This is a genomic window from Pseudomonas monsensis, assembly GCF_014268495.2.
GTDB classification, from domain to species: Bacteria; Pseudomonadota; Gammaproteobacteria; order Pseudomonadales; family Pseudomonadaceae; genus Aquipseudomonas; species Aquipseudomonas monsensis.
Window position 1 is genome coordinate 4,117,178 of the sequence record NZ_CP077087.1, and the last position, 21,652, is coordinate 4,138,829.

A 21,652-nucleotide genomic window follows, 5' to 3' on the forward strand; every position below is an offset into this window, starting at 1 on the left:
CGCCCAAGGGAATATTGATCCAGATCGTTAAAACATCTCTGCCTGCAGGCGCTGCTGCGGGTTGCGATCTCTTGATCCTGTTTTAAAAAATCAAGGTCAAAGGATCACAGCCTTCGACAGCCCCTGCGCAGGTCAGCGGCAACAATGAAAAAGCCGCTTTCACCGTGAAGTGGAAGCGGCCGAGGCAATGAACCCCTATAGAGCAATCAGTGCACGAACAGGGCGATCAGAATGATGATCGGGATCGGTACGCCGAGGAAAAACAGCAGTAGTGAGCGCATGGTGGTTCTCCTTGATTAACGGACCGGGGTGGTCGTGGTGTAAGTGTCGACTTCAACGTACTCGACCGCATCGCGACGACGACCGCCGAAGGTGGCGGCGAAGCTGGCGAAGAACGCACCGGCCAGCAGCGAGATGAACATCCACAGCGACGTCCAGGCAGCGACTTTGGCAGCGGTGTCGGCGGCTTCTTGAGCTTTGACTTTGGCGTCGGCGATGGCTTTCTGGGTACGTGCGTAGATTTCATCGACGCGACGTTCGGCATCGGCCTGGGTCAGGTTGGTCCGTTGAGCGACGAGTTGCGCAAGGTAAGTACGGTCTTCGGCGCTGAGCTGACCATTGGCCAGGCTTTGCGCAAAGATACGAGTCACGGTGCCACGGGCGGCGTCATCGCTGACGGCTGCAGGACGGTCATCACGGAACAGGCTGTCGACGAAGTAACCGTACTGATTGCTGTCGGTGTTTGCCGCAGCCGTACCGGCTGCCTGGGTAATGGCGCTGGCGGCACCGCCGGCGACACTGGCACCCGCCTGCACGCCACCACTGATCACGCTGCTGACCGAGCCCACCACCAGCACTGCGGTAACGAGCGTGGCCACACACCATGCGAGGAAACCGTGGGCGGTGTCGCGGAAATACACTTCGTCACCGTGCATGTTCGCCCACTTCACCCGCAGACGACCGGCGATGTAACCCCCCATGCCCGAAGCGATGATTTGCGTCGCCGCCAGCCAGACAATCGTGGAAATGCCCAGGCCCTTGGCGCTGATGCCCTCTCCGGCCCACGGTGAAACGGCAGAGAAACCCAAACCGAAACCGAGCAGCACGAGAATCATCGACAGTGCAGCGGCAGCCGCCGCACCGGCGAAAATCGCGCCCCAGGAAACGCCTGACACGCTGCTCGAGTCTTCGTAAGCAGGATAAAACCCATCTGAGGATCTATTCATTGTTGTACCGCTCCAGGCATGAAAAATAGTGTTACAACTCGTCATCAGACGAATTGCAGTGACCGTGCCAGTCGCAGAAATTAAATAAATCCTTTAGTTTCAATCAGTTATAAAAAATGAACTTCCCCGGACCATGCAACTTGCAACAAATGCCCCAGAACAGCGGGTTTTATGCATTGGCGGCGAGGCACGTTATTTGCGCTTGTAGCTTTTGTTACCACTGGGCGTCAGGCAATACACGCCTCCGCGCGGCCCCGTGCAAAACGAGCCTGTGCCGCAAGCACAGCCATCATCGCTCTGCAGAAAGTTTTGCGGGCGCACCTGCTGGCGTTCGCCGAACAGGGCGGCACAGCTTTTCTTCGAGCCGCTGATAGAGCCGTCATTGCACAGGAACAGGTCGCCGTCGCAACGATCAATTCCGCCCTTCTTCCCGGAACAAGGGGTATTGGCGGCGATCGCCGAAGCACTCAACAGCGTCAGCACCAACCCGGTTATTGGCATCCAGCCACGGCGAATCAACGTACGCACCGAAACCACTCCTTATTGAGATTGTGGCCAGATGATATCAACGTTCAGGAAAATATTTCCCCAAGCCCGCTCAATGGCAGCTACAACATGAAAGTTAATTTAAAGCATCACGGAAATTTCTTGGCAAAATGCAGCCATTCCGTTGAACCGATCAAGGCCAGCCCTATGACGCGTATTTTGACCATCGAAGACGACGCCGTGACCGCCCGGGAAATCGTCGCCGAATTGAGCAGCCACGGGCTCGACGTCGACTGGGTCGACAATGGCCGCGAAGGCCTCGACCGGGCGGTGAGCGGCAATTACGACCTGATCACTCTCGACCGCATGTTGCCCGAACTGGATGGCCTGGCCATCGTCACCACCCTGCGCACCATGGGCGTGGCCACGCCGATCCTGATGATCAGCGCCCTGTCCGATGTCGACGAGCGCGTGCGCGGCCTGCGTGCCGGTGGCGATGATTACCTGACCAAACCGTTCGCCACCGACGAGATGGCGGCGCGGGTCGAAGTGTTGTTGCGCCGGCAGAACAGCGGCGCGACCCAGGCGACGACCTTGCAGGTCGCGGATCTGCAGCTGGACTTGATCAGCCACGAAGCGCGTCGCGCCGAACAAGTCCTGACGCTGTTGCCGACCGAATACAAACTGCTGGAATTCCTGATGCGCAACAGCGGCCAGATCCTCTCGCGCATGATGATTTTCGAAGAGGTCTGGGGTTATCACTTCGACCCGGGCACCAACCTGATCGACGTACACATCGGCCGTCTGCGCAAGAAAATCGACGCTGCCGGCAACGTTCCGCTGATCCGCACGGTACGGGGCTCGGGTTATGTCATTGCCGAACCCGTCTGACGGCTGGCGCTCCTCCAGCAGCCGTTTGCTGGCGCTGTACAGTTCGCTGTTCGTGGCATGGAGCGCGATCCTCATGGGGGTCATGTATTTCGAGGTGTCCGGCTACCTCGACAACCTCGCCAAACATTCGCTAATGCAGCGTCAGCACCTGTTTTCGCACTTTCGTGGCGAGCAACTGGAAGAAGCCCTCGCCGCGAGCATGACCTTCGACATCCGCGGCATCGACGCCTATGGCCTGTTCGATGCCGAAGGCACCTACCTCGGTGGCGCACTGCAACGGATCCCCGAAGGCCTGCCGCTGGACGGCAAGATCCACATGCTCGTCGACTGCGCCGACTCCGACGATCCGACCCTGCCCGCCGACAGTTGCGACGCCGTTGCCACGCAAACCCGTGACGGACGCTGGCTGGTGTTGTTGCGCGACAACGGCTCGCTGTTCGCGGTGACGCGGATCATCCTGCACGCGTTGTTCTGGGGCGTGTCGCTGACGATTTTGCCGGGGATTGCCGGCTGGCATTTGTTACGCCGTCGGCCCTTGCGGCGGATTCGAGCGATTCAGGCCAGTGCCCAGTCCATCGTCGCGGGCGATTTGACCCACCGCTTGCCGCTGTCCAATCGCCGCGATGAACTGGACATGCTCGCCGCCATCGTCAACGCCATGCTTGAGCGCATCGAACGGTTGATGCATGAGGTCAAAGGCGTGTGCGACAACATCGCTCACGATCTGCGCACCCCGCTGACCCGCCTGCGCGCGCAGTTGTACCGCATGCAACAACAGGCCGGTGAAGGCTCGCAGGAAGCGGCGCAACTGGATCTGGTGCTGGCGGAAGCGGATACGCTGATGGCGCGGTTTCGCGGGTTGTTGCGGATTTCCGAACTGGAAGACCGTCAGCGCCGCTCGGGTTTTGTCGAGCTCGATCCGGTGCAATTGCTGCAAGAACTGCACGAGTTTTACCTGCCGCTGGCCGAGGAAGGCGAACTGCTGTTTGTACTGAACATGCCGGAAACCCTGCCACGCCTGAACGGTGATCGGGCACTGTTATTCGAGGCGCTGGCGAATCTGTTGAGCAACTCGATCAAGTTCACCCCGGCTGGCGGCACGGTGATCCTGCGCGGCGTGAATGACGGCGGGCATACGCGGATCGAAGTCCACGATTCCGGGCCGGGGATTCCCGAGGCCGAGCGTGAGGCGGTGTTTCAGCGGTTCTACCGGGCCGAGGGTGGGCAACCGCAAAGTGGCTTTGGCCTCGGCCTGTCGATTGTGGCAGCGATTGTCAGCCTGCATGGCTTCAGTCTTGAAGTGGGCCAGAGCGATCTTGGCGGGGCGAAACTGATGCTCGATTGTCGGCAGAGTCTGATTTCAAAATCCTGAAAATCACCGCGATGCAATGTAGGCGTGAGCCTGCTCGCGATGTCGGTGGGTCAGCCAACATGTTTGTTGAATGATCGACCGCTATCGCGAGCAGGCTCACGCCTGCAAGGGTTTTTGTGGCGTTCAATCAGGCGGGGTAATTGGCCCGCAGGGCTGCGAGGCCGCCCTGGTAGATGCCGCTGAACAACGCCACCACCTCCTCCTCACTTACGCCGTTGGCCGTGAAGCGTCCCGACCACGTCACCCGCGCGCCCTGCCCGTGCGCCTCGACCTTGATCGTCGCCAGATAATCCGTGGCCGGGAACGGCGCCTGTTCGATTGAATAGCTGTAGGTCTTCGCTGCGTTATCGAACGTTTGCAGGCGTTCGATCACCACTGCGCCGTCAGCGGTTTGCAGGGTGCGCACGCGCCCGCCCGCGCTCAGCTCACTCTTGGGAATCAACGGCAGCCAGTCCGGCAGCGTGTTGAAGCCGCCGATCAATTGCCAGACCTGATCGGCCGAGGCCGGAATGTCGATCGTTGCTGATGCAGTTGCCATAAATAAAGGTTTCTCCAGAAGACTTCGGTTTCAGATCGCCATGCTGTCGACGACACCGCCATCAACCCGCAGGGCCGCGCCGGTCGTGGCCGAGGACAGCGGCGAAGCGATGTAGGTGACCAGATGCGCAACTTCTTCGACATCGGCCACGCGCTGGATGATCGAGGTGGGTCGAGCCTTTTGCACAAAGGCGTCGGCCTCATCGCGCAGGCTGCGACCGGACTCGGCAGCGGCGTCCTTGAGCATCTGCTCCAGACCGTCGGTGAACGTCGGGCCCGGCAGGATCGCATTGACCGTGACGCCAGTGCCAGCCAGGCGCTTGGCCAGGCCATGCGACACCGCGAGGTTAGCGCTTTTGGTCACGCCATAGTTGAGCATGTCGGCCGGCGTCGCCACACCGGATTCAGAAGACAGGAAAATCACCCGCCCCCAGCCCTGCTCGACCATCGCCGGCACGTAGTGCCGCGACAGGCGCACGCCGGAAATCACGTTGACCTCGTAGAACCGTGTCCACTCGCTGTCCGGGGTGTCGAAGAAATCCACCGCGTCGAAGATGCCGAGGTTGTTTACCAGGATGTCCGCCCGCGGTTGTGCAGCGAACAGTTTTTCGGCGCCTTCGGCGCTGCCCAGATCAGCCGTCAGACCGCGTAATTGCGCGCCCGGCACCTTCTGCCGAATGCTCGCCAGCGCCGCGTCAACCTTGACCGTGTCGCGACCGATCACCACGACCGTGGCGCCGGCTTCGGCCAGCGACTGGCTGATGCCCAGGCCAATACCCGCCGTGCTGCCACTGACAATGGCCAACTTACCGCTCAAATCAATTTTCATCACACACCTCCCAGGTAGGAGCTGCCGCAGGCTGCGATCTGTTGATCCGGCAACGGCGCCCGTTCAGAAACCAGTTTTGCCTCACGCAACACCTGCCAGAACCCGGCCGGTATCACCGCCGCCGACGCCGCGACATCCTCGGCAAGCGCATGTGGCGCGGTACAACTTGAGCGCCGCCGAGCAACTCGAAGGCCTGCGTCAGCGTAGCCTCGATATCGCGTTGGTGAGTGAGCCGCCGACCGATGACGACTCCGACCTGCCGGGTGTTCAGGTGCTCGACGATCCGATGCTGCCGGCCTTGCCCGAGCAGCCGTTGAATGAAGCATCGCCATCGCGAGCAGGCTCACTCCTCCAGAAAAACACTGGCGATCTACACTGAACGGATCAGCCTTTTGCCGTGAGGCCGCCATGAAAATGTCTGCGCAAATGACCGTCGTCGCGATACTCGCCACGCTCGCTTACCTGGGGCTGGCAATGTGGGGAATTGGTGGTGTGGCGGTGTTCTTTTCCCATGGCTCGCTGGTGGTCGTGACCCTGGCGACGTTGGCGATGGTGATCGCCTCGCTGTTCACCGAAGTGAACCTGAGTTCAGGCGAACGCGAGGACCGGGCCAATCGCTGGGTGATTCCCGCATTCGGCGTGATTGGTTTGATCAGCGGTTTTCTGCCGGCCTACTGCGACCGCCTGAATATCCTCACGCTGGGTGGCGAAGGCATCCGCTGGTTCGGCGCGCTGCTGTTTATCATCGGCGGCGCGCTGCGCTTGTGGCCGGTGTTTGTGCTCGGGCGGCGCTTCAGCGGACTGGTGGCGATCCAGCCGGGGCATCGGCTGGTCACCGATGGCATCTACCAACGGTTGCGCAATCCCAGTTATCTGGGGCTGGTGATCAACGCTGTAGGCTGGGCGCTGGCGTTTCGTTCGCTGGTCGGGCTGCTGCTCGCCGCACTGACCCTGATCCCGTTGATCGCCCGCATTCATTCCGAAGAGGCGCTGCTGCGCGGGCAGTTTGGCGCCGAGTACGACGCTTATTGCGCGCGCAGCTGGCGCTTGCTGCCGGGGGTTTACTGACAACACGCTCCCCCAGGGATTGAGTTGAATCAGTCGGCTTGCAGGCGCAGCTTGCCAGCACTGTCGACGTTGACCTGGACCGCGTCATAACCGGCCAGCGTTGCATGAGTTGTGTGCAGCGGATGCTGATGCGTGGTGGTGATGATCACCAGTGCTGCGCCAGCCGCTTCAGCGGCCTGGATACCGACGGCGGCGTCCTCGAAAATCAGGCAATCACGCGGCTCGAGGCCCAGGCGTCGGGCCGCCAGCAGGTAGCCGGCCGGATCAGGTTTGCCGGCCTGCACATCTTCTGCGGTGATCATCACCGCCGGTTCGGGTATCCCCGCCGCCGCCATCCGCCGCAATGCCAGATCCCGCGGCGCCGAGGTCACCATGGCCCAGCGATCCCCGGGCAGACCGTTGAGAAATGCCGCCGCACCGGGAATCTCGACAATGCCTTCGACGTCTTCGATTTCCGCTTTGGTGATAAACGCCGCTTGTGCTTCAGCGTCCACCCCGGGCAGGTTCAGGCGATTGATCGTGTCGATGGCCCGCACGCCATGAATGGTCGGCAAAAACGCCTCGACATCGACGCCGTGGCGCACGGCCCAGGCGGACCAGATGCGTTCGGCGGCGGCGATGGAGTTGAGGACGGTGCCGTCCATGTCGAACAGAAAGGCGCCGAATGCGCGATTGAATACAGCGTCGTGAACAGGCAAGGGTCGCTTCCTCTGGCAAGGTGCCGGGCACAATAGGCCCGGCAATGTAGCACTTGTCAGTGCAGGCGCGGAGCCTTGGACTTGAATGCGCTGTCCACGCAATCGAGCAACTGGCCGATGGCCCACGGCTTTTTGATGAACGCGACCGGATGCTTGACCCCCGAGGTTTCCGGGGTTTCATAACCGGACATGACCATCACCGGCTTCTCCGGCCAGCGGTCGCCGACGAGGTTGGCCAGATCAGCACCGTTGAGGGTGCCGGGCATGGTGATGTCGGTCAGCAACAGCGCCACTTGCTGCGCGTGCTTTTCCAGGTAAAGCGACGCCGCATCGGCACTGGTTTGCGGTTCGACCTTGAAACCTTCCTCCTGAAGAATTTCGCAAAGAAACTCCAGAATCAACGGGTCATCCTCAACCACCAGAATCAACCCGCCAGGAAGGTGCGCGTTCGCCGTTGGTGTTGGGCACATGGAACAGCACTCCCTGAATTGCATTAACGATTTAGCGGCGTGAATCCGCTGCTTAACTGGTATGAGCAGCGGCTTCTACAGAAATTCACTTTTGATACAGGTCTTTTCCGAAAGAACGCCCAAGACCGGCGCAGACAGACGTTCGCCGCCGCCCGTTTGTGGTTAAAATGCCGGCCCTTTTGCTTGCCGACCCTGACCGATGAACCCTGAAGCCCTCGCCACCCTTCACGCCCATTTGCTGCCCGCGCTGGCGGCGGCACCGAGCGAAACCCGTCGCCTGTTTCACGGACGCGGGCGCTGCTGGCCGGGGCTTGAGCAGGTGACCGTGGACTGGTTGCAGGGCGTGGTGCTGGTGTCGCTGTTCAAGGAGCCGGCGCCCGAACAACTCGCGGCACTCAAGGACTTGTTGCTGCAGATCAGCCGTTCGCCGCAGTGGCTGCAGTCTGGCGCGCAGACCTTGCTGATCCAGCATCGTTACCTGCCGCAGAGCACCGCCGAGTGGCTGCTGGGCGAGGAGATCGAGGAAATGACCATCGTCGAAGGCGGCTTGCAGTATCGCGTCGATCTGGGGCGCAAGCAGAACGCCGGGCTGTTTCTCGACATGCGTTACGGGCGCAACTGGGTGCGCGAGCAGGCCAGCGGCAAACGGGTGCTCAACCTCTTCGCCTACACCTGCGGCTTCTCCGTGGCGGCCATCGCGGGTGGCGCCAGCCATGTGGTCAACCTCGACATGTCTCGCGCGGCACTGAGCCGCGGTCGCGACAACCATCGCCTGAACGGCCATGACCTGAGCAAGGTCAGCTTCCTCGGGCATGACCTGTTCAAGTCCTGGGGCAAGGTGATCAACAGCGGCCCGTATGACCTGGTGATCATCGACCCGCCGTCGTTTCAGAAAGGCAGTTTTCTGCTGACCAAGGATTACCAGCGCGTGCTGCGGCGTCTGCCGGAGTTGCTGACAGCGCAAGGGACGGTGCTGGCGTGCATGAACGATCCGTCGTTCGGGGCGGACTTCCTGATCGACGGGGTGACGCAGGAGGCCCCGAGCCTGCGCTTTGAACAGCGACTGGAAAATCCACCGGAATTCCCCGATATCGACCCGCAAAGCGGCCTCAAGGCCTTGGTCTTCCAGCGCCACGGCTGACACCCCCGAAAATCCCTGCAGGCTCACGCCTACAGGGACTGTGGTGCATCAGGCAGTGGGTGGACGCAACACCAGCGCAAACAGCTCGCCATGCCCGTTCACATTGAGCTTGTGATAGAGATTGCGCCGGTGGACCTTGACGGTTTCCGGTGAAATGCCCAGCTGCCGGGCCATCGCCTTGCTGGAAAAGCCCTGCAGAATCAGGCGCGCCGTGTCGATTTCGCGCACCGTCAGCCGCGCGTCAAAACGATCGAGCAACGTCGCCAGATCGCCGACCACCGCCTCAACCGGCACGCCCTGCGGCGGCAACAACTGCACATGCCGACGCATCGCTGCCAGGACCCAATCACGTACGCATAACAGCCGGCCCTGCTCGGCCAGGTCGAACCTCGTCGCCCGACCGAGCGACAAACCGAGCACGCCGCCTTCGACGTTGATCATGAACTGCAGCTCATCCTCGCCCACCACCGAGCGAAAATAGCTCTGGTAATACTCGCTGTGCAGAAACTGGTCCGGCGCCACCGAGGCCAGGCTATGCAAACCGTCGGCGATGCCATTCGACGCGGCTTGATAAAACGGATCGAGCAGATACATTCCGGCGCTGTAACCGGCAAGTTCCTGTTGCTCATCGGCGCCGCCCTTGCTGTCGAAGTCGATCAACAATTGCGGTGCCTGAGCGGCTTTCATGACCGCGACCAGCGCGTTGTCCAGCGGCACCAGCAGGCGCAGGGTGTCGACTAGCGCCCGCCAGAAACCGTCTTCGCCGACGCCGCTGAACACCCGTGCCAGGCTCTGATGCACCGGCAATTCCTGCAACAACGCGTCCACGCACTACCCCTTTTGAGTAACCCATGATGGGAATGGGTCAGGCGTGACCGCCCCGATAGGCTGAGCACTCCTGTTCATCACCGGCCTGCACAGGCCAGGAGTGCCGCATCATGCGTCGTCACCGTGGCTATATCAACTTGGGCATCAACCTGGGTCTGCTGGCCTGTATCAGTGTCACCTTGAGCGCGATGGCCGCCGATGCGCCGAGCGTGCACGTTTACAACTGGTACGACTACATCGGCCCGAACACCCTGCACGACTTTCAGCGCGACAGCGGCATTCAACCGGTCTACGACACCTTCGACAGCGCCGAAGTACTCGAAGGCAAACTGATGACCAGCCGCAGTGGCTACGACGTGGTAGTGGCGAGCAACTACAGCCTGCCGACGCTGATCAAGGCCGGCGCCCTCGCCCCGCTGCCCCGTGAGCAACTGCCGGGCTGGAAAAACCTCGACAACGATCTGCTGAAAAAACTCGCCAACAACGATCCCGGCAACCAGTACGCCGTGCCGTATCTGTGGGGCACCAATGGCATCGGCTACAACGTCGACAAGGTGCGCGCAGCCCTGGGCGACAAGGCGCCGGTGGACTCCTGGGACCTGGTGTTCAACGAAGACAACCTCGCCAGACTCGGCCAGTGCGGCGTGGCGATGCTCGATTCACCCTCGGAAATGCTGCCGGTGGCCCTGCACTATCTGGGGCTGCCGCCGAACAGCACCGATCCCGAGGACTACAAGAAAGCCGAGGCGCTGCTGCTCAAACTGCGCCCGCACATCGCTTACTTCAACTCGTCGAAATTCATCAGCGACCTGTCCAACGGCAACATCTGCGTGGCAGTGGGCTGGTCGGGGGCGATGCTCGAAGCCAAGACCAACGCCGAGCAGGCAGGCAACGGCGTGAAGATCGCCTACAGCCTGCCCAAGGAAGGTGCGCCGGTGTGGTTCGACACCCTGGTGTTGCTCAAGGACGCACCGAACCGCACGCAAGGCCTGGCCTTCATCGACTACCTGCTGCGCCCTGAAGTGATCGCGCCGGTCAGTGAGCATCTGTCCTATCCGAACGGCAATCGCGCGGCCACGCCGTTGGTGGCCGCAGCCACGCGCGACAACCCGGCGGTGTATCCGTCTGCCAGCGCCATGGCCACGCTGTACACCCTCGAGCCGCTGCCCAAAGCCACCGAGCGGGTGCGCACGCGGGTGTGGAGCAAGGTCAAGAACGGCCAGTAACCCTCCTGTAGACCACAAACCCCTGGGGGAGCTGGCTTGCCAGCGATAGCGTCCGGTCAGCCAGTATCGTTGTCGCCTGACACGCCGCCTTCGCGGGCAAGCCCGCTCCCTCAGCAATCGTGACTTGTTCAGACTTTTTATAGAGAGACCAACCTCAATGAAACCTCGTGCCCGCGACCTCAATATCCGCATCGGCCAGTTACCGCCCGGCCCGCTCAACGCCATCACCGACGTGCCCGGCATCCGCGTCGGCCACAGCAATGTGCGCGGGCGCAGCAGCGCCGGCCGGGACATCTGCACCGGCGTCACGCTGATCGAACCGCGTCCGGGGTCAACCAACCAGCAGCCGTGTTTCGCCGGTGTGCATGTGCTCAACGGCAACGGCGATGCCACGGGGCTGGAATGGATTCGCGAGGCCGGCCTGCTGACCAGCCCGATCGCCTTCACCAACACCCACAGCCTCGGTGTGGTGCGTGATGCGATGATTGCCCTGGATCGTCAGCAACAACCGGATGACGGCCGGCTCTACTGGAACATGCCGGTGGTGCTGGAAACCTTCGATGGCTTGCTCAATGACATCAACGGTTTCCACGTGCAGCCCGAGCATGTTGCCGAAGCAATGAACAGTGCGGTGGACGGCCCGGTCGAAGAAGGCGCCGTGGGGGGTGGCAGTGGCATGATCTGCCATGAATTCAAGGGTGGCATCGGCACCGCATCGCGGTGTTTGAGCGCTGCCCAGGGCGGCTGGACCGTGGGCGCCATCGTCCAAGCCAACCACGGCATTCGCAGTGAGCTGCGGGTCGATGGTTATCCGGTCGGGCGTTACATGGAGCAAAAGGACTCGCCGTTTTTGCGTGCCTCGCTGCCGCATCCGGGCATGGGTTCGATCGTCGTCTGCCTGGCCACCGATGCACCGTTGTTGCCGCATCAATGCACGCGTCTGGCACAGCGTGCCAGCCTTGGCCTGGCGCGGACCGGCGGTGGTAATGAAGACCACAGCGGCGACATTTTCATCGCCTTCGCCACCGGTAACGCTCAGGTGCCACCCGCCGCCTACGAAGGCAAAGGCGCGCCGACCTGCGACGGGTTGCGCATGGTCAATAACGACCACATCAGCGAGCTGTTTCTGGCGGCGACCGAAGCGGTAGAGGAAGCGATCATCAACGCCCTGCTCGCCAGCGACAGCACCGACGGCAACGGCCACTCGGTGCCGGGACTGGATGCCGAGACCCTGCTCGCCGCCCTCGCCCAAGCAGGCTGGCCAGGCGCCCGCTAACATCACTGTTGCCTGTAGGAGCGGCGCCACCGCGGCGCTGTCTCGCGCCGCAATCCGCACGACTGGCGGTACTTGAGCCCGCCCTGCCACGCTCACAGAATGGAATGACGCAGTGACTTGGCTCATCCAGCGCTGCGTAGGCGCGGGTGCTCTGAACCCCAAATCAAGCCCGTGCCTGGCTTCATGCGCATCTTGAGCCTCACGGGCTCTACTTCCTCCCCATCAAAGAGCTTTGAGGCTCTTTTTTTGTCTGCGCGAATTGGCCGGGTACGCAATCAGTGCACGGTGAGGCGCTGGCGCACGAATGTTTCGGTGTGGCGGGTGACTTGATCCAGATGCCGGTCGCGTTGTTTCTCCGCATCGAGCATGGCGCGCTCGCCGTTCTTCTGCAGCAGATAGGTGTGAATCTGCTGCACTTCCAGTGACCGGTAGATCGGCGTGGTGTCGATAAAACCGCGCAGACCGTTGCTGCGGTAATGCCGGGTGCTCATCAGCACCTGTGTCTCGCGCTGCCCGATCACGTCAAAACCCAGCGCCTCGAAATACGGGACTTTGCCGACGCTACAGGCCAGTTCGGCGTGAGGGTAACGCCCGACCATTTCAGCGATCATCGCCCGTGCCACCCCTTGGCGCCGATGCCCTTCACGCACGGCCATGTACGCCACGCTGCAGGCTTCCCAATCGCCCTGCACCGGCAGGTACAGCAGAAAACCGATCAGCTGTTGCGGGTCATCGTCATCGGTCGCCACGAGCAACTCCACCTCGGTGCCCTTCTCGCCGTTCAACGCTTCCAGATACAAATGCACCTCATAACCGACCACGTACTGATAAACGTTGTAAAGCAGGTTGCTCGGGCCGAGTCCGACCGCGCTGATGTCGGTCAAGTAGTCGACGACCATCTGCAGGATCTGGCTGTTGACGCTTTCCGGGCATGGGGTTTTGTAATGGGTGATGCGTGGCATGGCGAACTCCGACGGTAAAAAGCGTCGCCGACAACCGCGGCGGTCGACGAACCGCGACATCATACCGTGACGCGACCGGCTACCGCCTAAAGATCCCTTTGCGCGGGCCGATGTAACGACCTCTCTCTCCGCCAAGACCAAGGATCGGGCCATGTATTACCCGCGCGAAGCTGCCAAGGATCACCTCTATAACCGCATCGTCATGTTGACCGTCGCCTGCTGCGTGGTCTTGCTTCTGGCCGGTATGGCCCGCAATCAGGGCATCCTGTATGGCGTGTTGAATCTCAACGGCGTGGACACCCGCGGCACTGTCACGCAGCTGGAAAACATCCCGATGAACAAAAATGGCAAGGTCATCCACTATCGCTATGCCGATGAGCAAGGCCAGGTTCATGAAGGGCAGCATGCCGACGAGCGCTACGCCGAACACACCCAGTACGAAGTCGATGGCCCCATCCCGCTGCTGGTTTCGCGCTGGATGCCTGACAAAAGCTGCATCGCCAGCCAGCTGCAAAGCTACAAGACCGGGTTCTACATCATGACCGGTGGTGTGTTGCTCGCCCTGCTGTTTCTGCTGATCTCGGGCAGGACGTTCTGGCAGATTCAGGCGATGAAAGAACAAGACCGGTTCTATTGAACCCAGGTTCACCTCCCGGCCTCGGCGCGTGCGACATACCTTGCTGGCGCGCCACGCTGTCAGCCTCGCGCCGCCCTCCTCTCTGAATAAAATTTCATCTGCCGCGCACAGGATCTTTTGCCGATTCGGCGTCCAATTCCTCAACTGCGTTCACTTTTCCACGCAGGCCTTGAGGAGTTGTCATGAGCGTTTTGCGTTCCCTGTCCAAATGGCGAAAAACCCTGCTGCTGGTGCCGCTCACCCTGGCCGCGCTGGCCAGCACGCCGGTGTTCGCGCAACCGGTGGTGATCGTTCAGCAAGCACCGCCGCCGATGCGCATGGAAGTGATGCCGGGCGCGCGTCCCGGTTATGTCTGGGATCAGGGCCATTGGCGCTGGCAAGGACGCGGTTATGTCTGGGTGCCCGGTCACTGGCAACCGGTGCGCTACGGCGCGCGCTGGAAACCGGGGCACTGGCAGGCTCGCGGGCCTAACTGGGTCTGGATTGAAGGGCATTGGGTGCGTTGATCGCCCGACACGCTGTACACCTTATCTATCGGGAACTTCACCATGTCAAACACCGTTAAATCGCTCCTCGCCGCTACGCTGGTGGCGATCACCCTGTCCGGTTGCGTGATTGCACCGGCGCGTCCGCACCGGCCACCGCCACCGGTGGAAGTGGTGCCGGTGATGCCTGCACCGGGCTATCACTGGGTCGCAGGCCATTATCGCTGGGGCGGTAATGAGTGGCGCTGGGTGCCGGGGCACTGGCGCGCCTATTGAACCGGGCAGGTGGCGTCACTGTTGTGGCGCCACCACTCGGAACTTGATGGCAATTTCCCTGGACACCACAGTGTCCGCCCACTCCCCCGCACCCAAGCCGAACCTGTCGCGGTCGAGCAACAGTTCACCGTCGAAAATGCCGATGTCACTGTCCGGTTTCAGTTCCACCGGCACCTTCACATCACGGGTGATGCCCTTGAGGGTGAGACGGCCGGCGATCAGGTAGTGGTTTGCGGAAACCCGAGTGAATTGGCTGGACTCGAACACCGCCACGGGGAATTTCGCAGTATCGAACCATGCCGGTTTCACCAGTTCGGTATTGGCATCTTCACTGCCGGCGTCGATGCTGGTGAGGTCAATGTGCAAGGTGGTCTGGGCGTTGGCGAGGTTGTCGGTGTCGAGCTTCAGCGTCGCGTCGAATTTGCCGAACGTGCCGTACATCCGCGACCCCATCTGGTTGTACGTGAAACTGATCTGGCTGGCGGCGGTGTTGACCCGGGTGTATTCCACCGCCTGCACGGCGGGAATGGCGCACAGGAACAACGCGGCAACCAGCAACAAACGAATCAACATGGGATTCTCCGGGCAGCGCGTTGTCGTCGGGGGCTCGATTGACTTAAGTAAACATCGGCCGGTTACACCACCCACGCCCCTGCGGCAGCTTCTGCATTTGGCTGTATTCAAACCAGGCGTTCGATCTTCTGATGCTGCCAGACCAGCTTGTAATACAGGGTCTGCAGCACCAGCATGCCCAGATACGCGACCGGGAACGCCATCCACACGCCCTGCAAACCATATTGCCCGTCCAGCCAGTACGCCGCCGGCAACTGCACACCGACCACGCAGATGATTGCGATCGCCACAGGCACCAGCACCGTACCGCTGGCACGCATGATCCCGCCGATGATCGCCTGGAAGCCAAACACCAGCAGGCTCCACAACATGATGTGCAGAAGATGTTCGGCCATGGCGCGGGTGCTGTCCTCGGTCAGGAACAGACCCAGCAACCAGTGCGACAGCAAATAGCCCAGCACAATCAATCCGCCGGTCAGGCACACGTTGATCAGCAGCCCGGTGCGCAGGATCGGCCCCATGCGTTCCAGCCGTCCGGCCCCGATGGCCTGGGCGCCGAGGATCGACGCGGTGATCGCAATCGACAACGCCGGGAACTGCACGTAGTTGACGATCTGGGTCACCGCGCCATAGGCCGCCGTCGCCTGTGAACCATGCTGGTTGACCAGCGCCAGAATCACCAGCTCGGACAACGACAGCACGATCATCTGCACACCGGTCGGCAGACCGATGCGCAGGACCTTGCCGAGAATTGCCGCGTCCAGGCGCAACGCGGCGAAGAACTCGCGATCCGGCGCCAGCGGATGCCCCTTGCGAATCAGGCGCCACGCCAGCCACGTCATCGCCGACAGGTTACCCGCCAGTCCCGCATAGGCCGCGCTCTGAATGCCCATCTGCGGCAAGCCGAACCAGCCCCGTATCAGCGCTGGCGTCAGCGCCAGCCCGACGCAGGTCGACACCATCAACGCCAGCAACGGCGACAGCGTATCGCTGACCCCGCGCAGCAACTGTGTGAACAACACGAACACCAGCATCGACGGCAGAATCCACATCATCACGTGGGCATACGCCACCGCATCGTCGAGCACATCCGCCGGCGTGCCCAACCCGGCCAACGCCTGCCGCGCAAAAACGCTGCCGAGTACCGCCGCGACCAGACCGATCAATACCCCCAACAGCAGCGTCGCCCCGGCAATCGCCTTGACCATGTGCGGCTCACGCGCGCCCCATGCCTGACCGATCAGTACACCGGCGCCGGCACCGAGGCCGATCACCAGGGCAATGAAAAAGAACACGATGGGGAACATCCCCGACACCGCCGCCAAGGCCTGCGTGCCGAGCATCTGGCCGATGTAGATGCTGTTGACGGTGCCGGACATCGATTGCAGGAAATTGGACAACACCATCGGCGCCAGAAACAGCAAGTAGGTTTGCCAGAGAGGTTTGATGGCGCTGGGGGTTTGCATTGACTGGAGGTCCATCTCGACACGGGAAGACTGATGCAGGATAGCTTCGGTGACTTGCAAGCGGGGTGCAATTAACATTTGAGCCCCGTGTTTATATTTCAATCGAGGCCATGCCCATGCTCCCGCCGTCACGCCTGCTCTCCTGTGCCTTGCTGGCTCTGTTCGCCGGCACCGCCCACGCCGCCTCAGCCGCAGCGCCCGAGTCGTTGAAACCCTTGTTGATGACCCTGAACGAACGCCTGAACATCGGCGATCAGGTGGCGCTGACCAAATGGGACAGCGGCAAGCCGATTCAGGACAGCCCGCGTGAAGCGCAGGTCATTGCCAACGCCCGCGCGCTGGCCATTGAACGCAAGCTGGATCCTGAAGAAGTTGCACAGTTGCTCGCGGCGCAGATGGAAGCCAACAAGCTGGTGCAGTACGGCTTGCTCGCGCAATGGCAGGCGGCCGGGGCGGCGCCGGACACACCGCGGCCGGATCTGGGCCAGCAGATCCGCCCGCGACTGGATGAGTTGCAGAGCCGGCTGTTGCAGCAATATGCAGCGTTTGCGCCGTATCGCCAGGCTGCGGATTGTCCAGCCTGGGTGATGGAGGCGCGCAAGGGGCTGGCGCGGGATGCGCTGCATGAGCTGGCGTTGATCAGGGCTACCGGGGAGTTGTGTGTTCGGGCCGGGAACTCACGCTGAGCGACGTCAGGATCAAAAGATCGCAGCCGGCGCCAGCACCTACAAGTGGTTGGTGTGGGGTTTGGGGGAGCATCATTGCCGTCGATGTTTACCATCACGGCAATGAAGTTCTCATAAAAATTCTGCGGCGTAACATCCGCTCCATACCAACCCAAAACACCCCGGAGCACACGATCATGAAACGCCAGACCCTTCTCAGCATCGCTTTCTCGGTTTTTGCAGTTAACGCTTTCGCCGCAACCCCGGCGCACACCCTGATCGCCGAAGGCGGCTCGGACAAGTTGATTGAAAGCCGTGTGGCTGAAGGTGGCTCTGATCGTCTGCTCGAACGCCGTGTTGCCGAAGGTGGCTCTGATCGTCTGCTCGAACGCCGTGTTGCCGAAGGTGGCTCCGATCGTCTGCTCGAACGCCGCGTTGCCGAAAGCGGCTCTGATCGTCTGCTCGAACGCCGCGTTGCCGAAGGCGGCTCCGATCGTCTGCTCGAACGCCGCGTTGCCGAAAGCGGCTCTGATCGTCTGCTCGAACGCCGCGTTGCCGAAGGCGGCTCCGATCGTCTGCTCGAACGCCGCGTTGCCGAAGGTGGTTCGGATCGTCTGCTCGAACGACGCGTTGCCGAAGGTGGCTCTGATCGTCTGCTCGAACGCCGCGTTGCCGAAGGCGGTTCGGATCGTCTGATCGAAAGCCGCAACGCTTGAGCCCAAAGCACTGCCGCTGTCCCCATTTAAAGCCCGGCCTGATCAGCCGGGCTTTTTCCTGTCGGCGGTTTCGTCCTGGTTCGTGAACCGCTTCGCTGGCAGCTGATCGTCGATGTCGCATACCATGGCGCCACTCCAATGAAGACAGACACCGCCCATGCTCAAAGCCAGTCTGCGTAGCCATCTCACTCTCTGGTTTACCGGTTTGTCCCTGCTGACGTTATTGAGCGTGGGCTTTTATGTGGGCCATATCGCCACCGAGCAGATGAAGCAGGCCAGTGGCAGCGCGCTGCTCAATACGGCACGTTCGGCCGCGTCGTTGCTGGGTGAACAACTGCGCGAGCGGCAGCTGGAGGTGTATCTGCTCAGCCGGGCACCGCATCTGGAACGCGGTGATCTGGACAACCCGGCCATTCTCAAATCGTTGCAACTGCGCACTCAGGCCCGTGCCGAATATGCGTGGATGGGTGTGACCGATGCCCAAGGCAACGTGCATCAAGCGGTGAACGGCTTGCTGGTCGGCCAATCGGTGCAACAACGGCCGTGGTTTCAGGCCGGAATGCGCGGCGAATACACCGGCGACCCTCATGAAGCGGTACTGCTGGCCAAATTGCTGCCGGGGTCGCCCAGCGGCGAACCGTTGCGTTTCATCGATTTCGCGGCGCCGATCCGTAACGCCGACGATCAGGTGATTGGTGTGCTGGGCGCGCACGCGCACTGGAACTGGGTGACGCGCATTGTCGAATCGGCGGCGTTCTCCCACAAGAACTCGGCACCGGACATCGAAGCGCTGATCATCGATCACGACGGCAAAGTGCTCTACCCCGAAGCCTTGATGGGCCAGCGATTGTCGACGAGTGATTCACGCGCGCCGGGCTGGTCGGTGGGCGATGGCTACCTGACCAGTATGGTCAAAGTGCCAACACCGTCGAGCAGTGCACTGTCGTGGTCGATTGCCGTGCGCCAGCCCCTGGAAACCGCGCTGCAACCGGCGCATATGCTGCTGTATAAATTGCTCTTGCTGGGGGTGGTCGCTGCCGTACTGTTTGGCGTGGTGGCCTATTATCTGGCGCTGTACCTGAGTCGTCCGATCGAACAGTTGGCGCGTTCGGCCAAACAGGTACAGGACAACCAGCCCGGTGCGCACTTTCCGTTGCAGCACCCGGTGCGGGAAATCGCCCAGCTTGGCCAGTCGATCGATGCAATGACGCAGTCGCTGCTCGGCAAGGAACGCGAACTGCAGGAGGCCAATGCATCGCTGGAAGCCATCGTGGCGCAGCGCACGGCCGATCTGCGCCAGGCCAACGCCGAGCTGCTGAGTCTGGCGACCCACGACGCGCTGACCGGCGCCTACAACCGTCGCCGCTTCGACGAAAAACTCACCGAATACACGCTGCTGTCGCGCCGCACCGGGCGCCCGTTTGCGCTGCTGTTGATCGACGCCGACCATTTCAAACGCATCAACGATACCCACGGCCATGCGGTGGGCGATGACGTGCTCAGGCAATTGGCCCAATTGATCGGCGCCAGCCTGCGCACCACCGATTTCGTCGCCCGTTACGGCGGTGAAGAGTTCGCTGTCCTGTTGCCGGAAATCGCTCAGCCCGACACCCCGGAAGTGGTCGCCGAGAAAATCCGCGCGGCGATTGCCGACACGCACTTCCCGGTGGTCGAACACGTCACGGTGAGCATCGGCGTGGGCCTGGCGGACCCGGCGGACAACAGCCCCACTGCCCTGATCAAACGCGCCGATCAACAGCTGTACCAGGCGAAAGCGGCGGGACGCAACCGAGTGGCGCATCACGCGATCAGCACCTCGCCTCTCTGATCGTACCCACGCGCTACGGGGGTACGCAGTCCGTGAGGCACTCCCACGCCAAGCGTGGCGGCGATCAGAAATCAAGCGCCGGCCCTTATTGCGCGAAGGTCTGGAGGTAGGCCAGCAGGTTGTCGAGTTTTTCCTGGTCGCTCAGCCCCCAGAAAATCATCCGCGTGCCAGGCACCACGCCTTTCGGATCTTTCAGGTACGCCGTCAGCGTGTCGCGGTCCCAAGTCAGGCCGGCATTTTTCATCGCGTCGGAATAAACGTAGTTCGCCGAGGTCCCGGCCTTGCGGCCAATGATGCCGTTGAGTTGCGGACCGAAGCCCGGCCGGGCGGATTCGCCGACCTGATGGCAGCCGCCGCACAGGCGCGGGAAGATCCTGGCGCCAGCCTCCGGGTCACCGGCGGCGTGCGCGGTGGTGCCGAAAAGGCCTGCGGCAAGGATCAAGGTCAGGGACAGGAAAGCGCTGTTTTTCATCAAACGATCCAAAGCAGTGTCGTGCAAGTGCGCCAAGGCTAACATTTTGTGGCGAGCGAGCTTGCTTCCACCGGGTGGCGAAGCGGCCGCAAACACAGGACTGCTGCGCAGTCCTGCGGGAACAAGCTCCCTCGCCACGGTTTTCTCGCCAGCGAAAGCTTACAGGTACGCGCCGATGACCTTTCTGACGGTGATTAACGCTTGACGCAGGACGTCCATGTCCACCGACCCCAACGCCAGCCGAATCGCGTGGGGCACCTGCGCCGACACCGAAAACGGCTCCGCCGTGGTGACCGAAATCTGTTCGTGCATCAACGCCACGACGATCTGATCGGCGCGCACGTCTTCCGGCAGCGGTAGCCACAGGAAGTAAGAGGACGGATGGCCAATGCAGCGCAGTCCTGTCAACAACTCGGTGGCCAGCGCCTGACGCGCCCTGGCATCGTGACGCTTTTGCGCCTCGAGCAGCGTGACGGTGCCGTCATCGAGCCAGCCGCATGCCATCGCGGTCATCACCCCGGGGGTGTTCCAAGTGGTGGCGCGGATAATCCGCTCCAGTGCCGGCACCCTCGTGTCGGGCGCCGCAATAAAACCGACGCGCAGACCGGTCGCAATGTTCTTTGACAGCCCGGACACGTACACCGTGCGCTCCGGTGCCATGTCGATCAAGGTCCGTGGCGGGTTGTCCACCAGAAAGGCGTAGGCCGCGTCTTCGATCAGGATCAGGTCATGTTGGCGGGCAAGCATGACCAGTTGCTCGCGCTGCTCGATCGGCATCACCCAACCCAGTGGATTGTGCAGCGTCGGCATGCTGTACACCGCGCGCACCGGACGCTGGCGGCACAGCGCGTCGAGTGCCGACAGATCCGGCCCGTGCTCGCCACACGGGATCGCCACCACCTCCAGATGCAACGCTTCGGCCAGCACTTTGAAACCGGAATAGGTCAGCGCGTCGGCCGCGATGACATCGCCGGGCTTGAGCAACGCCATTAGCGTCACCGTCAGCCCTTGCTGAGCGCCATTGACGATCAACACTTGCGCGGCGTCGACGTTGACCCCGCGCGCCGTCAGATGGCGCGCCACCGAAGCGCGTTCGTGCTGGCGACCGGCGTGGGGCTGATAACGCAACAGCGCTTCAAGGTCGCCGGACAGTGCCAACTGGCGCAGCGCCGTGCGCAACAGGTCGGCCTGACCGGGCAACGACGGGTAGTTGAAATTGAGGTCGATCATGCCGACCGCCACGTCTTTCTGATCAATGCCCTGCCCCGGCGCCAACGAGGTCTCCCGCACAAAAGTGCCGCGCCCGGTTTCGCCGCTGACCAGCCCCATCGCCTCCAGCTCGGCGTACACCCGCGACGCGGTGGCCAGCGCCAGCCCGGCGCTGGCCGCCAGTTCCCGGTGGGTCGGCAATCGTGTGCCCGGCGCCAGACGCCCGGCGCGGATGTCGCCGGCGTAAGCGTCGACCAGTGTCTTGTAGCGGGATCGCGGCATCGCTGGATGTATCCATGACAATTCTTTGATTGT

At 61.9% G+C, this 21,652-nt stretch carries 24 protein-coding genes and 2 pseudogenes; 13 read left to right on the plus strand and 13 right to left on the minus strand.

Features of this window, described 5'->3' with window-relative positions; genetic code table 11:
- Nucleotides 1-296: 296 nt before the first annotated feature.
- Both HV782_RS18060 and HV782_RS18065 read right to left on the minus strand, forming a co-directional pair.
- Nucleotides 297-1,226: a hypothetical protein gene (locus tag HV782_RS18060; RefSeq protein ID WP_123462574.1), complete on the minus strand. Its 930-nt coding sequence runs from the start codon at nt 1,224-1,226 to the stop codon at nt 297-299.
- 192 nt (nt 1,227-1,418) lie between these two features.
- Entirely contained in the window at nt 1,419-1,754 is a 336-nt protein-coding gene (locus tag HV782_RS18065) for a YdcA family protein (protein WP_186744302.1), read from the minus strand.
- 165 nt (nt 1,755-1,919) lie between these two features.
- Here HV782_RS18065 and HV782_RS18070 point away from each other — a divergent pair, with 165 nt between their 5' ends.
- Together HV782_RS18070 and HV782_RS18075 are read left to right on the plus strand one after the other, a co-directional pair.
- A complete protein-coding gene (locus tag HV782_RS18070) occupies nt 1,920-2,603 on the plus strand; it encodes a response regulator transcription factor (RefSeq protein WP_042559723.1) in 684 nt (227 codons plus the stop codon).
- Entirely contained in the window at nt 2,581-3,975 is a 1,395-nt protein-coding gene (locus HV782_RS18075) for a sensor histidine kinase (protein ID WP_186744304.1), read from the plus strand. The genes HV782_RS18070 and HV782_RS18075 overlap by 23 nt, the downstream gene beginning before the upstream one ends.
- Before the next feature lie 127 nt (nt 3,976-4,102).
- Here the strand turns inward: HV782_RS18075 and HV782_RS18080 are convergent, their stop codons facing one another.
- From HV782_RS18080 to HV782_RS28630, 3 genes and pseudogenes are all read right to left on the minus strand, one after another.
- On the minus strand, nt 4,103-4,513 hold the full coding sequence (locus HV782_RS18080; protein WP_128616489.1) for an SRPBCC family protein: 411 nt from the start codon (nt 4,511-4,513) through the stop codon (nt 4,103-4,105).
- 30 nt (nt 4,514-4,543) lie between these two features.
- The gene (locus HV782_RS18085; RefSeq protein ID WP_186744307.1) at nt 4,544-5,341 is read right to left on the minus strand and encodes an SDR family NAD(P)-dependent oxidoreductase; all 798 of its coding nucleotides are present in this window, start codon (nt 5,339-5,341) and stop codon (nt 4,544-4,546) included.
- Nucleotides 5,341-5,496: pseudogene (locus HV782_RS28630) on the minus strand (aldo/keto reductase); the annotation flags it as partial. The gene HV782_RS18085 and the pseudogene HV782_RS28630, both read right to left, overlap by 1 nt.
- Between HV782_RS28630 and HV782_RS18090 the strand changes: the two are divergent.
- Nucleotides 5,490-5,651, plus strand: a pseudogene (locus HV782_RS18090) (LysR family transcriptional regulator); the annotation flags it as partial. The pseudogenes HV782_RS28630 and HV782_RS18090 sit on opposite strands and share 7 nt — an antisense overlap.
- A 98-nt stretch (nt 5,652-5,749) precedes the next feature.
- Nucleotides 5,750-6,409 (plus strand): methyltransferase family protein, encoded by a 660-nt coding sequence (locus tag HV782_RS18095; RefSeq protein ID WP_186744309.1) that lies wholly within the window; start codon nt 5,750-5,752, stop codon nt 6,407-6,409.
- Nucleotides 6,410-6,438: 29 nt separating this feature from the next.
- Here HV782_RS18095 and HV782_RS18100 read toward each other — a convergent pair whose 3' ends face one another.
- Both HV782_RS18100 and HV782_RS18105 read right to left on the minus strand, forming a co-directional pair.
- Nucleotides 6,439-7,107 carry an HAD-IA family hydrolase gene (locus tag HV782_RS18100; protein WP_186744311.1) on the minus strand — a complete coding sequence of 223 codons (669 nt, stop codon included), beginning with the start codon at nt 7,105-7,107 and terminating at the stop codon, nt 6,439-6,441.
- 56 nt (nt 7,108-7,163) lie between these two features.
- Nucleotides 7,164-7,577 (minus strand): response regulator, encoded by a 414-nt coding sequence (locus HV782_RS18105; RefSeq protein ID WP_123462561.1) that lies wholly within the window; start codon nt 7,575-7,577, stop codon nt 7,164-7,166.
- Between the two features lie 199 nt (nt 7,578-7,776).
- On the opposite strand from HV782_RS18105, the gene HV782_RS18110 reads away from it, so the two are divergent.
- On the plus strand, nt 7,777-8,718 hold the full coding sequence (locus HV782_RS18110) for a class I SAM-dependent methyltransferase (protein WP_128613689.1): 942 nt from the start codon (nt 7,777-7,779) through the stop codon (nt 8,716-8,718).
- Between the two features lie 48 nt (nt 8,719-8,766).
- Here HV782_RS18110 and HV782_RS18115 read toward each other — a convergent pair whose 3' ends face one another.
- Nucleotides 8,767-9,546: a helix-turn-helix transcriptional regulator gene (locus HV782_RS18115; RefSeq protein WP_123462557.1), complete on the minus strand. Its 780-nt coding sequence runs from the start codon at nt 9,544-9,546 to the stop codon at nt 8,767-8,769.
- Nucleotides 9,547-9,656: 110 nt separating this feature from the next.
- On the opposite strand from HV782_RS18115, the gene HV782_RS18120 reads away from it, so the two are divergent.
- Both HV782_RS18120 and HV782_RS18125 read left to right on the plus strand, forming a co-directional pair.
- Nucleotides 9,657-10,772: an extracellular solute-binding protein gene (locus HV782_RS18120; RefSeq protein ID WP_186744313.1), complete on the plus strand. Its 1,116-nt coding sequence runs from the start codon at nt 9,657-9,659 to the stop codon at nt 10,770-10,772.
- Nucleotides 10,773-10,929: 157 nt separating this feature from the next.
- Nucleotides 10,930-12,048, plus strand: coding sequence for a DmpA family aminopeptidase (locus tag HV782_RS18125; protein ID WP_186744315.1), 1,119 nt, complete (start codon nt 10,930-10,932; stop codon nt 12,046-12,048).
- Between the two features lie 275 nt (nt 12,049-12,323).
- Here the strand turns inward: HV782_RS18125 and HV782_RS18130 are convergent, their stop codons facing one another.
- A complete protein-coding gene (locus HV782_RS18130; protein WP_186744317.1) occupies nt 12,324-13,010 on the minus strand; it encodes a GNAT family N-acetyltransferase in 687 nt (228 codons plus the stop codon).
- Between the two features lie 151 nt (nt 13,011-13,161).
- Between HV782_RS18130 and HV782_RS18135 the strand changes: the two genes are divergently transcribed.
- The 3 genes from HV782_RS18135 (at nt 13,162) to HV782_RS18145 (ending at nt 14,408) form a co-directional block, all read left to right on the plus strand.
- Nucleotides 13,162-13,647: a DUF3592 domain-containing protein gene (locus HV782_RS18135; RefSeq protein ID WP_128613684.1), complete on the plus strand. Its 486-nt coding sequence runs from the start codon at nt 13,162-13,164 to the stop codon at nt 13,645-13,647.
- Nucleotides 13,648-13,829: 182 nt separating this feature from the next.
- Nucleotides 13,830-14,153: a YXWGXW repeat-containing protein gene (locus HV782_RS18140; protein ID WP_186744319.1), complete on the plus strand. Its 324-nt coding sequence runs from the start codon at nt 13,830-13,832 to the stop codon at nt 14,151-14,153.
- 42 nt (nt 14,154-14,195) lie between these two features.
- Complete coding sequence (locus HV782_RS18145; protein WP_123462545.1) at nt 14,196-14,408, plus strand: YXWGXW repeat-containing protein; 213 nt, start codon at nt 14,196-14,198, stop codon at nt 14,406-14,408.
- A 15-nt stretch (nt 14,409-14,423) separates the two neighbouring features.
- Here HV782_RS18145 and HV782_RS18150 read toward each other — a convergent pair whose 3' ends face one another.
- Both HV782_RS18150 and HV782_RS18155 read right to left on the minus strand, forming a co-directional pair.
- Complete coding sequence (locus tag HV782_RS18150; protein ID WP_186744322.1) at nt 14,424-14,981, minus strand: YceI family protein; 558 nt, start codon at nt 14,979-14,981, stop codon at nt 14,424-14,426.
- Nucleotides 14,982-15,088: 107 nt separating this feature from the next.
- Nucleotides 15,089-16,447, minus strand: coding sequence for an MATE family efflux transporter (locus HV782_RS18155; protein ID WP_186744324.1), 1,359 nt, complete (start codon nt 16,445-16,447; stop codon nt 15,089-15,091).
- A gap of 110 nt (nt 16,448-16,557) precedes the next feature.
- On the opposite strand from HV782_RS18155, the gene HV782_RS18160 reads away from it, so the two are divergent.
- From HV782_RS18160 to HV782_RS18170, 3 genes are all read left to right on the plus strand, one after another.
- Nucleotides 16,558-17,133 carry a chorismate mutase gene (locus HV782_RS18160; protein WP_186744326.1) on the plus strand — a complete coding sequence of 192 codons (576 nt, stop codon included), beginning with the start codon at nt 16,558-16,560 and terminating at the stop codon, nt 17,131-17,133.
- A 176-nt stretch (nt 17,134-17,309) separates the two neighbouring features.
- Nucleotides 17,310-17,828, plus strand: a complete 519-nt coding sequence (locus HV782_RS18165) for a phage infection protein (RefSeq protein WP_217890324.1) — start codon at nt 17,310-17,312, stop codon at nt 17,826-17,828.
- A gap of 157 nt (nt 17,829-17,985) precedes the next feature.
- Nucleotides 17,986-19,656, plus strand: coding sequence for a sensor domain-containing diguanylate cyclase (locus tag HV782_RS18170; protein WP_186744337.1), 1,671 nt, complete (start codon nt 17,986-17,988; stop codon nt 19,654-19,656).
- 85 nt (nt 19,657-19,741) lie between these two features.
- Here the strand turns inward: HV782_RS18170 and HV782_RS18175 are convergent, their stop codons facing one another.
- Both HV782_RS18175 and HV782_RS18180 read right to left on the minus strand, forming a co-directional pair.
- On the minus strand, nt 19,742-20,128 hold the full coding sequence (locus HV782_RS18175) for a c-type cytochrome (RefSeq protein WP_123462539.1): 387 nt from the start codon (nt 20,126-20,128) through the stop codon (nt 19,742-19,744).
- A 159-nt stretch (nt 20,129-20,287) separates the two neighbouring features.
- The gene (locus tag HV782_RS18180) at nt 20,288-21,619 is read right to left on the minus strand and encodes an aminotransferase-like domain-containing protein (protein ID WP_186744339.1); all 1,332 of its coding nucleotides are present in this window, start codon (nt 21,617-21,619) and stop codon (nt 20,288-20,290) included.
- Nucleotides 21,620-21,652 lie beyond the last annotated feature (33 nt).

Excerpts from the sequence above, each read along its gene's own strand:
- HV782_RS18060 (WP_123462574.1), bottom strand. The coding sequence starts at position 1,226 with ATGAATAGATCCTCAGATGGGTTTTATCCTGCTTACGAAGACTCGAGC.
- HV782_RS18070 (WP_042559723.1), top strand. The coding sequence starts at position 1,920 with ATGACGCGTATTTTGACCATCGAAGACGACGCCGTGACCGCCCGGGAA.
- HV782_RS18075 (WP_186744304.1), top strand. The coding sequence starts at position 2,581 with ATGTCATTGCCGAACCCGTCTGACGGCTGGCGCTCCTCCAGCAGCCGT.
- HV782_RS18080 (WP_128616489.1), bottom strand. The coding sequence starts at position 4,513 with ATGGCAACTGCATCAGCAACGATCGACATTCCGGCCTCGGCCGATCAG.
- HV782_RS18085 (WP_186744307.1), bottom strand. The coding sequence starts at position 5,341 with ATGAAAATTGATTTGAGCGGTAAGTTGGCCATTGTCAGTGGCAGCACG.
- HV782_RS18095 (WP_186744309.1), top strand. The coding sequence starts at position 5,750 with ATGAAAATGTCTGCGCAAATGACCGTCGTCGCGATACTCGCCACGCTC.
- HV782_RS18105 (WP_123462561.1), bottom strand. The coding sequence starts at position 7,577 with ATGTGCCCAACACCAACGGCGAACGCGCACCTTCCTGGCGGGTTGATT.
- HV782_RS18110 (WP_128613689.1), top strand. The coding sequence starts at position 7,777 with ATGAACCCTGAAGCCCTCGCCACCCTTCACGCCCATTTGCTGCCCGCG.
- HV782_RS18120 (WP_186744313.1), top strand. The coding sequence starts at position 9,657 with ATGCGTCGTCACCGTGGCTATATCAACTTGGGCATCAACCTGGGTCTG.
- HV782_RS18125 (WP_186744315.1), top strand. The coding sequence starts at position 10,930 with ATGAAACCTCGTGCCCGCGACCTCAATATCCGCATCGGCCAGTTACCG.
- HV782_RS18130 (WP_186744317.1), bottom strand. The coding sequence starts at position 13,010 with ATGCCACGCATCACCCATTACAAAACCCCATGCCCGGAAAGCGTCAAC.
- HV782_RS18135 (WP_128613684.1), top strand. The coding sequence starts at position 13,162 with ATGTATTACCCGCGCGAAGCTGCCAAGGATCACCTCTATAACCGCATC.
- HV782_RS18140 (WP_186744319.1), top strand. The coding sequence starts at position 13,830 with ATGAGCGTTTTGCGTTCCCTGTCCAAATGGCGAAAAACCCTGCTGCTG.
- HV782_RS18145 (WP_123462545.1), top strand. The coding sequence starts at position 14,196 with ATGTCAAACACCGTTAAATCGCTCCTCGCCGCTACGCTGGTGGCGATC.
- HV782_RS18150 (WP_186744322.1), bottom strand. The coding sequence starts at position 14,981 with ATGTTGATTCGTTTGTTGCTGGTTGCCGCGTTGTTCCTGTGCGCCATT.
- HV782_RS18155 (WP_186744324.1), bottom strand. The coding sequence starts at position 16,447 with ATGCAAACCCCCAGCGCCATCAAACCTCTCTGGCAAACCTACTTGCTG.
- HV782_RS18160 (WP_186744326.1), top strand. The coding sequence starts at position 16,558 with ATGCCCATGCTCCCGCCGTCACGCCTGCTCTCCTGTGCCTTGCTGGCT.
- HV782_RS18165 (WP_217890324.1), top strand. The coding sequence starts at position 17,310 with ATGAAACGCCAGACCCTTCTCAGCATCGCTTTCTCGGTTTTTGCAGTT.
- HV782_RS18170 (WP_186744337.1), top strand. The coding sequence starts at position 17,986 with ATGCTCAAAGCCAGTCTGCGTAGCCATCTCACTCTCTGGTTTACCGGT.
- HV782_RS18175 (WP_123462539.1), bottom strand. The coding sequence starts at position 20,128 with ATGAAAAACAGCGCTTTCCTGTCCCTGACCTTGATCCTTGCCGCAGGC.
- HV782_RS18180 (WP_186744339.1), bottom strand. The coding sequence starts at position 21,619 with ATGCCGCGATCCCGCTACAAGACACTGGTCGACGCTTACGCCGGCGAC.